The organism is Vibrio sp. CJQ_6 (assembly GCF_043106745.1).
GTDB lineage: Bacteria > Pseudomonadota > Gammaproteobacteria > Enterobacterales > Vibrionaceae > Vibrio > Vibrio furnissii.
In genome coordinates, this window is the sequence record NZ_JBICMV010000008.1 from 511,825 (window position 1) to 527,764 (window position 15,940).

Below are 15,940 nucleotides of genomic sequence, written 5' to 3' on the forward strand. Positions count from 1 at the left end.
GTGGGCAAATGCGTGAATGCAAGGGGGATGCATTACGCCGTGGCGCGAACGCCTTGTTTTGCTTTTTCACGCATGGCCAGCATCAGGGTCAGGCCAAACGCAACTGCAAACGAAATCACCATGCCCACCACGTAGTAACCGATTTTCTCTGGGTTGATGGAGATGATGCCCGGTAGACCCGCCGCGCCCAGCGCATGAGCTTTGACGTTAAACAGCGTAATGAACGCGCTCGCAATCGCAGAGCCGGTAATGGCGGCAATGAATGGGTAACGCAGTTTCAGGTTGACACCAAACATCGCCGGCTCTGTGATCCCCAGCAGCGCGGTGATGCCCGATGGCACAGCGATGCCTTTAAGCTTGATGTCTTTGGTGGTAAAACCGACCGCCAGCGCCGCAGCACCTTGCGCCACGTTCGACATAGCCGCAATCGGGAAAATGAACGTCCCGCCTGTGGTGACAATGTCGGCCAGCAATTGCGTTTCAATGGCGATAAAACTGTGGTGCATGCCGGTAATCACGAAGGGCGCGTAGATAAACCCAAACAGTGCGCCGCCGATAAAGCCTGCCGAATCGTACAGCCAGTTCAGGCCATCACCCAGCATAAAGCCAACATCACGCGTGATGGGGCCGACTAAGGTGAACGTGAGGAAACCGGTGATGAAAATCGCCAGCATCGGGGTGAGCAGGTTGTCGAGTACTGAGGGAATGACTTTGCGCAGCCCAAGCTCCACTTTGGCCAGAATAAACGCGGAAACCAACACCGGCAGCACCGAGCCTTGATAGCCCACTTTCTGAATTTCCAGCCCGAGAATGTTCCACGTCGGCACCGTGCCAGCCACGGTCGCGCTCCCAAAGCCCCAACCGTTTAGCAGATCCGGGTGCACCATCAGCATCCCCAGCGCTGCGCCAAGGAATGGGTTTCCGCCGAATTTGCGTGACGCAGAGAATGCCAGCAGAACCGGTAAGTAAACAAATGGGGCGTTGGCAAAGGTGTTGATCATGCTGGCTAAATCCGCCAGACCCGGATTGGCATCAATCAGCGATTGACCATCGATGAACAAGCCTTTCGCTGTCAAAACGTTGAACAACCCCATGAGCAGGCCGCCCGCGACGATGGCGGGAATGATGGGCACGAAAATATCCGATAAACCTTTGACTGCGCGCTGCACGATATTTTGCTTCTGTGCGCCCGCACTGGCGACGTCGTTGGTCGACATGTCGGCCATGCCGGTCAGTTTCGCCATTTCGGCATACACTTGGTTCACGATGCCTGAGCCAAAAATGATCTGGTATTGGCCCGCGACCTTGAACTGGCCTTTGACGCCGTCTAGCGTTTCAATCGCGCTTTCATCAATTTGCGCTTCATCTTTCACGGCCAAACGTAGTCGTGTTGCGCAGTGTGCCAGCGCTTGGATGTTGGCTTTGCCACCCAAGTGCTCGAGAAGTTGTTTTGCTATGACTGGATAGTCCATAACTCACCCCGGTTCTTGTAACTTGTCAGTAGACCCATTCCGCTGAAAGTGGCGTGGTGTTGGCCGCTTCATGGCGTTTGGGTTCAGCGATGTACTGCTTTATGATTGTATTTTTGGGAACGTTTGCAAAATCGATTCTTGTCAATTAATGCGATTCGGTCAAAACAACATGGTGAATTCTGTGAGAGTGATCGCCAAAAGCAGGATCGAGAAACGACAAAACAAGGGTAAAATCACGCTTATGCCGAGGTTGAATCGCAGAGATTCTGCAATCAATCCCAATATGAAGGTGAATAGGATGCTTTATGGCAAGTTTGCATGACGTCGCTAGGCTGGCTGGCGTGTCAAAGTCGACCGTCTCTCGGGTGATTAATGATGAGTATGGCGTCAAAGAGTCGACAAAAATCAAAGTCTTAAAAGCTGTTTCTGAGTGTGGTTACGTCGTGAACCAAGTGGCGAAAGACCTTAAATCACAGAAAACCAATTTGATTGGCGTGATTGTGCCACGGGTGTCGTCCCACGCGACAGCGCAGGGTGTGGATGGCCTGACGTCGATTTTCGAACAAGCCGGAAAGCACGTGCTGCTTGCCAATACTCATCAAGTTCACGCCAAAGAATTGGAATACATTCAAATCTTTAACCAAAAGCGGGTGGAAGGGATTGTCTTTTACGCCACGCATCTGGACGCGCCGCTCGTCAAAGCGATTCAACAATCGGCGGTCCCGGTGGTGCTGGTGGGGCAAGATGGCTCGCTACACAACATTCCGAGTGTGGTGCACGATGATACGCGCGTCGGTTTTGAAGCGGGCAATCGCTTGGTGCAAGCGGGCTGCAAGCAGATCGGGTTTATCGGGGTGCAAAGTGATGACATTGCGGTGGATGTGCTGCGTTCACAAGGGTTGGCGCAGGCGTTGGCGTTTCACAATCAACCGCTGCTGTTTCATGTGCGCGGCGATTTTTCGATTGAATCGGGCTACCGTTTGGCGAAAGAACAGCTCAACGCGTACCCGCACATGGACGGCTTGTTCTGCGCAACCGACCGTTTAGCCGTTGGGGCGATCAAAGCGCTGCAAGAATCGGGAGTGCAGGTGGGCAAGCAGGTGAAATTGTTGGGCGTGGGCAATGATGAACTGGCCTATGTCAGCACGCCATCGCTGTCGACCTTTAACTATGCTTTTGATAAAGCGGGAGAAAATGCCGCGAAAATGTTGCTCGAACGCATCGCCGGACGCGGTCAGGAAATGAGTAAAGTGGTGCTCACGTTCCAGAATGTCGCCCGCGAAACCTGCTAAATCTTCCCTTTATCTCTCGCTCGATGGTGGCCGGGTTTCTGTGCCCGGCTTCACACTCAACCGGATTGCCCCTCACTTTATTGCGGAAAAACTTGCGGAATCGATGTTTGTTTTATATTTTTGAGAACGTTCCCGAAAATAATTTTAGGTAAGTTCATGTCACTACAGCGACTGATTGATCTCGCGGGCGGGGTCGATAACATTCAACGAATTTTGGCCCCGGTAGGGCGGGTGACGGTAGCGGTGCGTGATGCTGAGCGTGTGCAGCCCCTGCCGCTCGATGTGAGCGGCGAATCGGTGCTGGGCGAATGGCAACTGAGCATGGCGCGCGATTTGGCAATCACGGATGCCGACCTTGCCGCGCTTGGTCGCACGATTGCCAGCGCGCAGCGTCAAGCTGCTGCGGCGTATTTGCAGCCCACCGCGTGTCCATATCGTCCGCAATGGCACATCTCTCCACCGCAAGGGTTGCTGAATGATCCGAACGGCTTTATCTATCACAACGGTGCGTACCATCTCTTCTATCAGTGGTATCCATTTGCCTGTGAGCACAAAGACAAATACTGGGTGCACCTAAAAAGCCAAGACTTGGTCAATTGGACGTGGCAATCCATCGCGCTCACGCCTTCGGATTGGTTCGACAGTCACGGGGTCTTTTCCGGTCACGCCGTCAGTGACGGTGACGATTTGTGGTTGTTCTACACAGGCAACACGCGTCTTGGCCACGACCGCCAGCGCCAAACGATGCAATGTGCGGCGCGGCTTAATGAGCACAATCAGTTTGAAAAACTAGGCCCGCTGATCCGCACGTTACCGCCGGGCGTGACTGAGCACATTCGTGACCCCAAAGTGGTGCACCGCCAAGGGCGCTGGCATATGTTGCTTGGCGCGCAGACGCAGGATCTGCAAGGTCGTCTGGCCGTTTACCATGCGACGGATTTGCAGCACTGGCAGTTTGACAAGCTCTACGGTGAAGAGTTGGCGCCTTACGGTTACATGTGGGAGTGCCCAGATTGGTTTGAGATGGCGGGCAAGCAATTTGTGGTCTTTGGCCCGCAGGGGATTCGTTCGCAGAATCCACATCACACCATCGTGCATCAAAATCGCATTTTCCATGTGGATCAAGATGAGCAGGGCGGATTTCACTTTCTGGAAGGATGGCAGCTGGACGCGGGGTTTGATTTCTATGCGCCGCAGTCGATGCAAACCGCTGATGGTCGCCGCGTGATGTGCGGCTGGATGGGGTTGCCGGATGAGCTTGAACACCCCAGTTGCGATAATGGCTGGATTCATCAGTTTACGGCGCTGCGTGAACTGCGTTGGCACAATGGCAAAATCATCCAGCAGCCGAGCGCAGAGCTGGCGCAATTGCGTGGCGAAGCGTGCGCAATCACGCTCAATGAGCAGCCGCAAGATCTGGGCACAAAGAGCTTCGATCTGGAAGTGACGTTGCCGTGGGACAGCGAACTGCACTTGCTGCACGATGATGCGCACGCGGTGGTGCTGACACTCGACTGCGCGCAAGGCGTGCTGCGGTTTGACCGCACCCACACCCAAATTCGCCAAGGCGATACCATTCGCGAGTTGCCTCTCACATCCAGCGAGGTGAAACTGCGCATTCTGGCAGATAACTCGTCGTTGGAAATCTTCATCAATGATGGTGAGCAGGTGATGACTGGGCGCGTGTTTACGCCGCCCAATGCGACCCATATTTCCCTCAAGCATGCGACTGCTGACGCAACATTTGCCCCGCTCAATGCCATGCAATGGTCATTTGCCCCGCGTTAAACAGGGTGTTGGTGATCATCGCTTGTTCAAAAGCCACCCTTAGGGTGGCTTTTGTCGTTGCAGGCTAAGACTAAGATTGAGACCAGACCAGACCAGACCAAGACCAAGCTTAAGGATAAGCTCGGCGCCAAGATCAACGGATAAAATTCACCGCAGGCAGGCATTCAAAACCAGGCTTGGCAAACAGATAACCTTGCATCAGGGCCACGCCCGCCTCCTTGAGCCATTGATACTCGGCCAGCGTTTCAATGTCGTAAATCGGCTGTAATTGTTTGCGGTGTTGGTTCTTTTCGGCTCTGCAACGGGCGGTCCCCGTTTTTGAACGCCACAAAAAACCCGGCCGAGGCCGGGTAGATAGAGGCAATGCGATATACGCTGGGCTAGAACCAAGTTTCCATTTGCAAGGCAAAGACGGTTTCGCCGCCACTGCCCATGGTGCTGGCATCGCTGTCGAGGCTCACGGCGTAATCATCCAGCGCACTGCTCCAGTCGACATAGCTCACGGCAAAGCGGATTTCTGGGCGGTCAAAGAAGCCCGCCGAGGTTGCCAGTTTGAAGGTCGGAGCAATCGTCGCTTTGTAGAAGCTGCCTTTGGCTTGGTCGACGCTGTTGTCCAAATCCATGTATTGGTATGTGCCTTCGTATACCATTTCAAAGTTTTGTGTCAGCTCTTGTGCCAAACGCACGTTGACGGAGGCCCATTTGAATTCATCGTTGGTTTTGATGCGATCTTGGCTGTATTCCGCCATCACCGCAGAGGCGATGCGCCAGTGATCCGCAAAGCGGGTCACGCCGTAGCTGAACACACGCATGGCTTTGGCGTCCTCGTTGAGGTCGCCGTTGGAACCGATGCCTTTGAGTTCAGCACCCAGACCCTGACCGACCAACACGCCTGATTTGGAAAAACCGTCACTCAGGCCATAGAAGCTTTGCCCATGGTAGGCAAACAGCGCGTGCACACCGGTTTCTGCGCGTTTGGTTGGTGAGGCACTGTCGGTGTCGCGATTTTGGTTGTCGGATGATGCCATGCCGCTGACCATCACTTGGAAGTTACCGAAACGGTTGTTCATGGTCGCAATGTAGTTTTCGACATCGGTGCTGGAGCTGTCGATTTCGCCAAAGTCGCGGCCATAGATAGAAAAGTTGGCTTTCCAGTGTTGGGTAAACTGCACATCATAAATCCCTGCGCCGGTGCCAGAAAGGAACACGATGTCCGAGTCAAAAAAGTGGATGTCAAAGTTATCGCGATCAAAGCGCTTACCAGCCCACAGCGTCGCGTGTTCAAACGGCCCCGAGAAAGAACTCAAGTTGCTCAGCTCAGCATACACCTGACGCACGTTGAGTTGGCTGTCATCGGCCGTCCATTCGTTGTTGGTTTCAACGCTGTCGGCCAGCATGATGTGAAAGCGCGCGCTTGAGCCGTCGTCCATGGTGCGATTGTGGATCAAGTTGGCTTCGAGATAGTTGTCATCTTCTAAACCAAGGCGGCCCACAGGCGCACCCAGCGCGCCAGCGGCGGTCATGTAAGGCCCAGTGCCGTTGGCGCCGTTGAGATCGTCGTTGACCAATAGGCCGGCGCGAGCGTAACCATGGAATTCAAACGAGGATGCCGTGTCTTGCGCTTGTTGCGCGGTTTGTTCCGTTTGCGCCAGGCGTGATTCCAGATCGTTGATACGCGCTTCCAGCGCAGACAGATCCGAAGTCGCCCAAACCGCAGTGGCAGGGAAGAGGGCAGCGGCAACGGCCAGCGTCAATGCTTTAGTTTTCATTATTCTGTTTCTCCACATTGGATGATAAATTCGAGAGATTTGCAAACGTTCCCAAATAATCGTGCGGCAGCGTGGAATTTTGAATCCCTTTACTCGGCTTTGTTGCACTGTTGACGTCGAATAAAGCCTTTTAAACGGACTCTTTGTGTGAAATGGACTATATCTAACTTTTAGGGAACGATCCCGAATTGTGTGTGAAAACTTTTAGCTGATTCACGATCTGAATGGAATTTGTGATCTGGCAATAGGTGTTCAGTCACGTGCTATGGGCGATAAAAAGGCGAGCACGCGGCTCGCCTGATGGACAGATTCAGCGTGATTCGCTCAGGAAGTGTTGCAATGCCGCTAAATCGGGCAGGGCGGTCATCGCACCCTTTTGCGTGGTAGCCAATGCGCCGCAACCGTGGGCCAAATGGATGGCTTGCGTGATCGCATCGCTTGATTGCCAGTGTTCACTGACGGAGAGTTGATACAGCAACCCCCCCACAAAAGCATCGCCTGCGCCTGTGGTATCCACCGGTTTGACGACTTTGCCGCTCACCAACGTTTGGCTGCTGGAGGTCACCACCAGTGCCCCTTTGGCCCCTTGGGTGATGACCACCAGTGGCAAGGCAAGCGGCGCTAAGGCTTGCAGGCCAAGTTCGATGGATTGAGTGCCGGTCAGTAACATCAACTCATCTTCGGAAAATTTCACCACATCTGCCAACGCGACCGCGCGCATCACCACATCAGTGAGTTGTTCGGGGTTGGCCCACACCTCTTCACGTAGATTGGGGTCAAAGCTGAAAAAGCCGCCCGCTTGTTTGATGCGTTGAATGGCCTCAAACGTACTGCTGCGGCTCGGTTCATTGGCGAGCGCAATGGAGCACACATGTAACCAGTCGCCGGCATGAAACGCAGGAATATCCGTGGGTTGTAGAAATTGGTCAGCGCTGGGTTTGACCATGAACGTAAAGCTGCGCTCACCGCGGTCATCTAAATCGACAATGACTGTCGACGTGCGTTGATCGTCGTCCAAGATCAGGTGTTGGCAATCCACGTGCTCTTGTCTCAGGGTGTGCTGCATAAAGCGGCCAAGGGGATCGTTCCCGACTCGGCCAAAAAATGCGCTGTTGCCCCCCAGACGTGCAATTGCAACGGCGACATTGGCTGGCGCGCCGCCGGGACATTTCAGGTAGTGTGCGTCCCCATCCGGAATTAAGTCGACGACTGCGTCGCCAGTGACCCATACTTTGCTCATCGTATTTCTCCACAAAATTTGCCTCAGTGTAATCCAAGCATTCGTGATGACCAGTGGTAAAGCCGCTTCGCTTGCTATTGTCATGCAGATTTGTGATCCATTGAGGAGAAATAAACCAATCCGGAGGCAATTTAATTTTATTTTCGGTATCGTTCCCAGTTTTGTTGTGGCCGTCTTTTGAATGAGGCCGGTGAATCCGATTGACGATCTGCGCCACTCGGCGCACACTGCGCGCGTTTTCGTGCGTGTTTTTTGGAGTCTCTGCATGTTCGCTATTCCTCCGATGCTGATCACCATTGGCCTACTGCTGATCAGTAACGTTTTCATGACTTTTGCTTGGTATGCCCATTTACGTGAATTGGGACATAAACCGTGGATTGTAGCGGCGCTGCTCAGTTGGGGCATCGCGCTGTTTGAGTATCTGTTTCAGGTGCCAGCCAACCGCATTGGTTACACCGTCATGAACCTCGGCCAATTGAAGATTTTACAAGAAGTCATCACGTTGTCGGTGTTTGTGCCATTTGCCTTGATTTACATGAAAGAGCCGTTTCGAATGGACTTTGTCTGGGCAGGATTGTGTTTGCTCGGTGCCGTGTTCTTTATTTTCCGCCCGCAGATTTTAGAAATACTCAGCCGCGCGGTGGCTTAATATCGTCTTGCTGACGATCAATTGAGACAAAAAAGCCGTCCAGAGGGACGGCTTTTGACCATTGGCGAGTGCGCTATCGGCGTTATTCGGTGTGGCGTTTAAAGATGATCGAGGTGTTGATGCCGCCAAACGCAAAGTTGTTGCTCATGACGTAATCGACGTTCATCTCGCGGCCGCTGCCGGTGATGTAGTCTAGATCGCCGCACTGCGGATCCAGATGGTCGAGATTGAGCGTGGGGTGGAACCAACCCGTGTGCATCATCTCAAGGCTTAACCATGCTTCAATTGCGCCGCATGCGCCCAACGTGTGGCCAAAGTAACTTTTCAATGAGCTGATGGGCACCTTGCCCAGCGCGTTTGCGGTGGCGTTACTCTCGGCAATGTCACCGCGGTCGGTGGCGGTGCCGTGTGCCGACACATAACCGATTTTGGCCGGATCCAATTGCGCATCACGCAGCGCCATCTCCATGCAGATCTGCATGGTTTCCATTTGCGGCTGGGTGACATGCGCTGCATCGCAGTTGCTGGCAAAACCAATGATTTCGGCATAAATTTTTGCGCCGCGCGCTTTGGCGTGTTCATATTCTTCCAGCACCAATGTACCAGCGCCTTCACCAATCACCAAGCCATCGCGCTCGCTGTCGTATGGGCGCGGTGTGGTTTTGGGGGCGTCATTGCGCAGGCTTGTGGCAAATAGGGTATCAAACACTGCCGACTCGGTTGGGCACAGCTCTTCGCCGCCGCCTGCGACCATCACGGTTTGGTAGCCATGTTTGATCGCTTCGTACGCATAACCAATCGCCTGACTGCCAGAAGTACAAGCGCTGCTGGTGGGAATCACACGACCGCGCAGGCCGAAAAACAAGCCAACGTTCACCGCGGCCGTGTGCGGCATCATCTGCACGTACGTGGTGGCGGTAATCGCTTTGGTGGTTTTCTCATTCAGCATCACCCCAAAGGCGCCAATGGCGTCGGTGCTGCCGGTAGACGAGCCATAGGCGATGCCGGTTTCACCGTTGGTTAATACGTCGTGACCAATCAATCCAGCTTGCATTAGCGCGTTTTCAGTTGCGACGGTGGCCAGTTGCGAGACGCGGCCCATGCCCCGTACCTGTTTGCGCTTGTAATGTTTGGGCAGTTCGAAGCCCATCACTGGCGCGGCCAGTTTGGTGTTCAACCCTTCATATTGTTCGTAGCTTGGCATGTACTGCGTGGCGTTTTGGCAATCACGCAGCTTGGGTTCAATGGTGTGCCAATCGTTCCCGAAAGCAGTAATACCGGACATCCCGGTGACAACAACGCGACGGCTCATAGCAGACCTCCATTGACTGAAATAACCTGACGGGTGACGTAACCCGCAATATCCGACATCAAGTAGCTCACCAAACCGGCCACTTCTTCGGGTTCACCCATGCGGCGCAGCGGTACTTGAGGTAGGGCGTGCTCTTTGACGTGATCGTCGATCATGCCGGTATCAATCAGGCCCGGCGCGACACAGTTGACGGTGATTTTACGCTTCGCCAGCTCCAATGCCAGTGCTTTGGTCGCGCCAATGACGCCCGCTTTTGCAGCGCTGTAGTTGGTTTGACCGCGGTTACCCATGATGCCGGATACGGAAGCCAGCGTGACGATGCGGCCCCCTTTGCGCAGTTGCACCATCGGCATCACGCACGGGTGGAGCACGTTGTAGAAGCTGTCGAGGTTGGTGTGGATCACGCCATCCCACTCTTCTTCGGTCATGGCCGGGAAGGCGGTGTCCCGGGTGATGCCGGCATTGTTCACCACACCGTAGTAGGCGCCGTGTTGTTCAATGTCGAGTTCAATTTTGTGGCGACACATGGCGCGATCACTGATATCAAATTGGATCAAACGGCCCTGTCCGCCGTTTTGAAAAATGGTGTCGAGCGTGTCTTGTGCGCCTTTTTCATCGCCCATGTAATGGACAACGATAGTAAAGCCATCCTTTGCCAACTGAATTGCAATGGCCTTGCCGATGCCTTTACTGGCGCCGGTGACGAGAACTTGTCGGGTCATGCGTGACTCCTGATTTTCATTTCTTGTAATTTTTCTTCTGATGGCACGTACACATTAAGCTGGCACTGTGCCACTAACTGACCCTGATACTCAAGACGAGCTGAGAACACGGCCATGCCGTGATCTTCCATGACTTGCTCGGCATGAATATCCAACGTTTGTCCCTGAGAAAAATGATCGCACTCTGCTTGGTAACGGCGACTGCCGAGCAGAAATCCGATCGGTGGTTCGGTTCCTTTTTCAAGGGCATGGAAACCGGACCACGCAGCGATGGATTGAGCCATAAACTCAATACCGACATAAGCTGGAATGGTTTGCGTCGCCTGATCAAAAAACATCAGGTGATCGCCGATGTCGACCTGACAATGAATCGACTCCGCACCGATGGTGAGCGCGCGATCGACCAGAATCATGGGTCTGGCGTGGGGAAGCAGTTGCTCTATGGCTGGGTATTCACGCATTGACGTATCCAAAAATCAAACTGATATTGTTGCCTCCAAAGGCAAACGAGTTACTTAAAATGGCTTTTCCTTGCAGCGTTTGGTCAGACTCCACCAAGGTGATGGCAATGTCTGGCGCTTTGTTTTGGCAACGCTGTTTGGGGAGCGGCAAATCGTAACGCAAGATGTGCCAAGCGATGGCCGCTTCCGTTGCGCTGGCTGTGCCCAGCGTGTGGCCGGTGAGCGGCTTGGTGGAACTCACTGGCACGCCGTCGCCAAACAAACGGAATATCGCTTTGCTCTCCATGCTGTCGTTCAGCGGTGTCGCGGTGCCATGGGCGTTGATGTAACCAATGTCCTGTGGCGTTAAACCGGCATCGGTCAGCGCTTTTTGCATCGCCTCATACGCGCCGAGGCCTTCAGGGTGCGGCGCAGAAATATGGTGCGCGTCGGAGCTGTCGCCCACGCCAAGCAAGGCGATGTTGCTGGGCTCGCGGCTGAGCAGCATCAACGCGGCCGCTTCGCCGATGTTGATACCATTGCGATCCGCGCTGAAGGGCTGGCAGAGTGTGTTCGACAGCGCTTCCAACCCGTTAAACCCGTTGAGCGTGAGTTTGCAGATGGTGTCGGCGCCACCGACAATCACCGCTTCAACCAAGCCGGCTTTGAGCATGCGCTTGGCGCTGATAAACACGCGGCCGCTGGAGGAACACGCGGTCGAAATAGCGTAGCACGGGCCGGTAATCCCAAAGTAATCGGCAATAAAATCGCTGGTGTTGCCGAGTTCTTGTTTACGATAGTGATAATCAGCAGGGAAATCGCCTTGGTCGAGTTTCTGCGCGTAGGCGTGTTCGCCGTCTGAGATCCCTGAGGTGCTGGTGCCGACAATCACGGCAATGCGGTCGGCGCCAAAGCGCGTGATGGCATGGCGCACACTGGCTTCGATTTGCTGTAACGCTGACAGCGCCAGTTGGTTATTGCGCGACGCGTGACGTGCCAATGTGACGGGAATCTCGGGCAGAGATTCGGTCACGCGACCAATAATGGTGGCGGTACCAGTGTTGAGGATGGTGTCGTCGCGCAGCATGTGCGCGCCATGGCCACTGGCCAGCGTGCTGTGAATTTGTGCGGTTTCACATCCCATTGCGGAGTGAAAGCCACAGTCATGAATGAAAATTGGAAACGAAGCATGCGAATTCATCATGGCTTATCTACTGTTGTGCTGCGGTTGGTGTGGATTGAAGCGTCAGCGTCTGAATCGTGATGTCGTAATTCAGAGGCAGATTTTTAAACTGAATGTCACCACTGAGCGGTGTGTCGCCAGCGTAGGTGATAGCCAGAATGGTTTCACCGTGTTCATTGATGACGAGGCGCTGATTCGCCTCATCAATCATTCGCCACCTTACCTGATTTAATGGGGCTTCCCAAGCATTTCGCGGCCAGAGCGTGATCATCAGGTTAAATAGTACCTGTTCTGGCTTGGGCAGGCTATTTTCTAACCCAGAAAGGACTTGAGTTTGGATTTGATCCCCGTCGTAGTCCAGCGAAAGAATACGCGTTCCCCACGATGAAAACCCCGCAAGCAGTACCTGCTGATCGCTCACTTGCAGTTGCACGGGCAACTGTTGGCTTTGCACGTTGCCATGTTCATCCTGCCAGCGGGCAGAAATGAGTTGGCTGGCCGTCAACGATTGACCAAGTTGCGACGGCTTTGGCAGTGCCGCCCAGACATCAGGGCCGATTTCGACCTCAGTGGTGCGGGTGTGAGGCTGCAAACTACAAGCCGTCAGCCATAGGCTGATGCACGCGGTGAAGAACCATTTCATGCGTCATGCTCCGATAAATGAGAGGGTTGAATCGCCAAAGGTGACAGCAACCAAGCCACAAAAATACCACTTAACGTCGTTACCCCAAAGCTGTGAATGGCGTGCGTCTGGCTCAGGGCCAGAAGGCCAAACGACAACAACGTGGTGGTGGCCGAGAGGGTGATCGCCAGTAACGTGCTGTGACTGCGCGCTTGCTCGGCAAAGAACAGCGTGTAGTCGATGCCGATACCAATCACCAACACCAAAGCCAGCAGGTTAAACAAGTTGAGCGCTGAACCGGTCATCACGGTCACAGCGAGGCCAACCATGCACGCAATCACGCACGGGAACAGAATTCGCAGCGCGTGTTGCCAGCGATAACGCCAGACCAACAGCAGTGCAATCCCCGCCAAGGCTGCCGCCAACAGTTCCATGACTTTACCGCGGTATTCGCCAAACAGTTGAGAAATTTCCGCCGCTTTGTCGAGGTAGGCGAGCTGCGCATCCTGGTTGGCAAATTGCTGAATCACATCGGCCTGCTCAACGCCTTTGAGCATCACCACTGATGCCACCGCATCGCCCACATGGCCCAAGTAGAGAAACCGCACCGGTTCGGACACGCTGGCGTTAAGATAATCGTGTAACGACACGGGCTGTAATGGGTCGCTCAACGTCGGTTGATGCGCCAGTTTCAGGCGCTGAGTCAACTGCGGCGCATGATGCTGATAGAGCTGCTCAACCAAGGCGAAATCACTTTGCTGGCGCTGTTGTGACGCCACATAGTGATGCAGGCTTTGGTAGCCTTGTAACACTTGATCCTGCTGCCATGCGCGTAGGGTGGTGTCGAGTTGTTCGAGTTTTTGCATCAAGGCTTCGTCATCTGCCGCCGACACCACCAACATCTGCTGTGATGAATTCATGCCGGTGACTTGGCTGACCAAAGCCTCTTGCTGTTTGAGCGCTTGCGGCATCGCTTGCAGTTGACGAATGTCGTCATCGTAGTGCACCTGAGTCAGCGCAATGGCACTGAGCACCAGCAGCGTTGATGGCAGCGTGATACGCAGCGGGCGATGTTGCCACCAATCGAGCCATCGACTCAGCAATGCCAGCGCAGGCAGATGACGAGATGGCGTCGGCGCACGTGCCAGCAGCGGATACCAACTCACCACGGTAGCGTAGGCTGCCAATAACCCAATGGCAGAAAACAGCGCCAGTTGTTGCAGGCCGGGGAACGGCGCAACCAGTAAGCCTAAGTAGCCGATTAAACTGGTGATTAATCCCAACGTAATTGCGGCAAGAATGTGTTTGAGCCCCACGACGCTGTCCCAGTGGCGGCCAGCCGCCAAGCGGTCGGTCAGATAATGGAACGCGTAGTCGATAGACACACCAATCAAACTCGCGCCAAACACCAAGCTAAACAGATGCACTTTGCCAAAGATCAACGTGGTGGTGGCCAGCGCAACCAATAACCCGACTGACACCGATAATAACGCCAGCAACAGTGGCGCAGCGCTGCGAAACACCAACATGACCAGCAGCACGATGCCGAGCAACGACACGCTGCCGATGGTGCTGATTTCCGATTTGGCGCTGCGGGTGCCAAAGTCGGCGTAAAACACCACGCCGGTGTACGCCATCTCGACATTAAATTGCTGCGTGAGCGTTTGTTGCCATTGGTTGATTTGGCTCACCACTTGCTGCGCTTGCAGGCTGTAGGGGGAGTCGGTCAACGCGGCCGTCATCAGAATGTAGGTTTGCCCTGCGTTTTGGGTGGTAAGAAACCCTTGCTGCAACTGAAATTGGGTCGACAACTGATTGAGATGACTCAGATAATCACGAAACAGCAAAAACGGGTCGCTGGCAAGCTCTTGTCCGGTGACGCCTGAAAACGGGTTGTAGAGCGCCTGAATCACGTGCTGCACTTGCTGTTCAGGGGCTTGGCGAAGACGTTCGCGCTGTGCATCCGTCAGAAACTGAAAGCGGTGTTGGAAATAATAGCGTCCCCACGCTTGTTGTTGGGTGGCATCAATTTGGCCGGTCACGTGGGTAAATTCGCGCGTTTGGTGCAGGTGACTTTCCAGCGTACGTGCTGCATCAAACAGGGCGGTGGTATCGGGGCCGGTAAGCACAAAGGCGACTTTATCGCTCATGCTGTCGGTGACTTTATCAAATGCCGCTTGCGCCAGTGGGTTCTGGCGCGATTGTGGCAGCAGTTTCATGATGTCGGTTTCAATCGGTGAGCTGGTCGAAAACGCCCATTGCTTGACGAGCAGCGCCATGGCCAGCAACACCAGCGCCAGCCATAACAAGGCAAGGCGCGATGAAGGAGCCGAACGAGAAGGGGACACTGTTGGCATGATTAAAACTCAAACTGCGCTTGTTCAGCGGGGCTTAATGTGGATGGTTCGTGGGTTTGAGCGCTGAACTGAATTTCTGTTTTGTCGCCGCGAACCTCTTGCAAGGACAACACATCGATATCGTCCTGACCTTGCAAGGTAATGTGTTGAAACACCGCGTTCAATGGCGCGCCTTTGGGCGTGAGCACCAGCGTCCAGTGGCCATTCTGCTCGGAGAAATCGAGTGCAAACTCGTTGGTAAGCTGCTCGGTATCGCCGTGAAACACGGACAAAAAAATATGGCTGAAATAGAACGCCATGGGATTTTCCTGCGCGGTAATGGTATGCGGTGTTTGACCGGCAAAGGTTTGACGCAATTTGTCTTGTGTCAGCACCAAATTGACTGGAAATGGCGTGGTTTGTTGCCACAGCAGACCGTGCGCTTTATCGAGCAGAAACGTCCCTTGCGACGACAGCGGCTCGGCAAACATGTCAATTTTTCGAGTTTGGGTGAAGTCGCCGCGCACGATGTCGAAGCGTTGCAACTGCGTTTGTAGCGACGCTAAATCGGTAACCTGCGCCATGGCAGGCGTGCATACGCTGATGATGCACAGCGCCAGCAACGCCCATAGGCGTTGCGCGAATCGAGTCATCATTGCAGACATTCTCCGGTTTGGTGCCAGTGCGTCACTTTGTCCGTGAAAATGGTCGGTGAGACAAAACACATGTCTTGCGTGTCTCGTTCCACCGCCACTTGCGTGGTGTGCGCTTTACACATGCGCTTGCCGCTTTGGGCATCGAAAATCACGTAATCAATCCGCAAGCGGTTTTCCCATTCGGTTAAGCGAGCATGAATGCGAATCGAGTGATTGAACGGAATGGCTTTGACGTACTTGACGTGCGCATCAATCACCGGCCACATGTAGCCGGAATCGTTCATCGCTAAATAACCATAGGCAATTTTGTCGAGCAGTTCGCGACGGGCTTCTTCGAAATAGCGGAAGTAGTTGCCGTGGTAGATCACGCCCATGGGATCCGCGTCCTGAAAGGAGGTGACCAACGTCACCTCAGTTTCCAGCGGGAAAGTGACATCACTCATACTTTCTCCTTCTCGA

At 54.1% G+C, this 15,940-nt stretch carries 14 protein-coding genes and 1 pseudogene; 3 read left to right on the forward strand and 12 right to left on the reverse strand.

Translation table 11 applies throughout. The annotated features are described in order from the left end of the window. Positions 1-32 precede the first annotated feature (32 nt). Entirely contained in the window at positions 33-1,472 is a 1,440-nt protein-coding gene (locus ACF8PK_RS04565) for a sucrose-specific PTS transporter subunit IIBC (protein WP_004725212.1), read from the reverse strand. A gap of 305 nt (positions 1,473-1,777) precedes the next feature. On the opposite strand from ACF8PK_RS04565, the gene ACF8PK_RS04570 reads away from it, so the two are divergent. Both ACF8PK_RS04570 and ACF8PK_RS04575 read left to right on the forward strand, forming a co-directional pair. Beyond that, complete coding sequence (locus ACF8PK_RS04570; protein WP_041942521.1) at positions 1,778-2,764, forward strand: LacI family DNA-binding transcriptional regulator; 987 nt, start codon at positions 1,778-1,780, stop codon at positions 2,762-2,764. A 156-nt stretch (positions 2,765-2,920) separates the two neighbouring features. Next, positions 2,921-4,552 (forward strand): glycoside hydrolase family 32 protein, encoded by a 1,632-nt coding sequence (locus ACF8PK_RS04575; RefSeq protein ID WP_392440277.1) that lies wholly within the window; start codon positions 2,921-2,923, stop codon positions 4,550-4,552. Between the two features lie 133 nt (positions 4,553-4,685). Here ACF8PK_RS04575 and ACF8PK_RS04580 read toward each other — a convergent pair. The 3 genes and pseudogenes from ACF8PK_RS04580 to ACF8PK_RS04590 all read right to left on the reverse strand — a co-directional run. Next, positions 4,686-4,799 (reverse strand): annotated as a pseudogene (locus ACF8PK_RS04580) (EAL domain-containing protein); the annotation flags it as partial. A gap of 133 nt (positions 4,800-4,932) precedes the next feature. After that, entirely contained in the window at positions 4,933-6,321 is a 1,389-nt protein-coding gene (locus ACF8PK_RS04585) for a carbohydrate porin (protein WP_392440279.1), read from the reverse strand. A 310-nt stretch (positions 6,322-6,631) separates the two neighbouring features. Continuing rightward, a complete protein-coding gene (locus tag ACF8PK_RS04590) occupies positions 6,632-7,561 on the reverse strand; it encodes an aminoimidazole riboside kinase (RefSeq protein ID WP_392440281.1) in 930 nt (309 codons plus the stop codon). A 274-nt stretch (positions 7,562-7,835) separates the two neighbouring features. Between ACF8PK_RS04590 and ACF8PK_RS04595 the strand changes: the two genes are divergently transcribed. Continuing rightward, entirely contained in the window at positions 7,836-8,210 is a 375-nt protein-coding gene (locus ACF8PK_RS04595) for a DMT family protein (RefSeq protein WP_086027286.1), read from the forward strand. Positions 8,211-8,292: 82 nt separating this feature from the next. Here the strand turns inward: ACF8PK_RS04595 and ACF8PK_RS04600 are convergent, their stop codons facing one another. The 8 genes from ACF8PK_RS04600 to ACF8PK_RS04635 are packed head-to-tail and all read right to left on the reverse strand — an operon-like array spanning position 8,293 to position 15,924. Beyond that, the gene (locus tag ACF8PK_RS04600; protein ID WP_392440283.1) at positions 8,293-9,522 is read right to left on the reverse strand and encodes a beta-ketoacyl-ACP synthase; all 1,230 of its coding nucleotides are present in this window, start codon (positions 9,520-9,522) and stop codon (positions 8,293-8,295) included. Further along, complete coding sequence (locus ACF8PK_RS04605) at positions 9,519-10,244, reverse strand: 3-ketoacyl-ACP reductase FabG2 (RefSeq protein ID WP_238821083.1); 726 nt, start codon at positions 10,242-10,244, stop codon at positions 9,519-9,521. Before ACF8PK_RS04605 ends, ACF8PK_RS04600 begins: the two co-directional genes overlap by 4 nt. Next, positions 10,241-10,705 (reverse strand): hotdog family protein, encoded by a 465-nt coding sequence (locus ACF8PK_RS04610; protein ID WP_004725234.1) that lies wholly within the window; start codon positions 10,703-10,705, stop codon positions 10,241-10,243. The genes ACF8PK_RS04605 and ACF8PK_RS04610 overlap by 4 nt, the downstream gene beginning before the upstream one ends. Further along, positions 10,698-11,885, reverse strand: coding sequence for a beta-ketoacyl-[acyl-carrier-protein] synthase family protein (locus ACF8PK_RS04615; RefSeq protein WP_392440609.1), 1,188 nt, complete (start codon positions 11,883-11,885; stop codon positions 10,698-10,700). The genes ACF8PK_RS04610 and ACF8PK_RS04615 overlap by 8 nt, the downstream gene beginning before the upstream one ends. Before the next feature lie 10 nt (positions 11,886-11,895). Beyond that, a complete protein-coding gene (locus ACF8PK_RS04620) occupies positions 11,896-12,510 on the reverse strand; it encodes a DUF3261 domain-containing protein (protein WP_004725237.1) in 615 nt (204 codons plus the stop codon). Beyond that, on the reverse strand, positions 12,507-14,846 hold the full coding sequence (locus ACF8PK_RS04625) for an MMPL family transporter (RefSeq protein ID WP_392440286.1): 2,340 nt from the start codon (positions 14,844-14,846) through the stop codon (positions 12,507-12,509). The genes ACF8PK_RS04620 and ACF8PK_RS04625 overlap by 4 nt, the downstream gene beginning before the upstream one ends. Positions 14,847-14,848: 2 nt before the next feature. Beyond that, positions 14,849-15,481 carry an outer membrane lipoprotein carrier protein LolA gene (locus tag ACF8PK_RS04630; RefSeq protein ID WP_004725242.1) on the reverse strand — a complete coding sequence of 211 codons (633 nt, stop codon included), beginning with the start codon at positions 15,479-15,481 and terminating at the stop codon, positions 14,849-14,851. Continuing rightward, entirely contained in the window at positions 15,478-15,924 is a 447-nt protein-coding gene (locus ACF8PK_RS04635) for a thioesterase family protein (RefSeq protein ID WP_004725244.1), read from the reverse strand. The genes ACF8PK_RS04630 and ACF8PK_RS04635 overlap by 4 nt, the downstream gene beginning before the upstream one ends. Positions 15,925-15,940 lie beyond the last annotated feature (16 nt).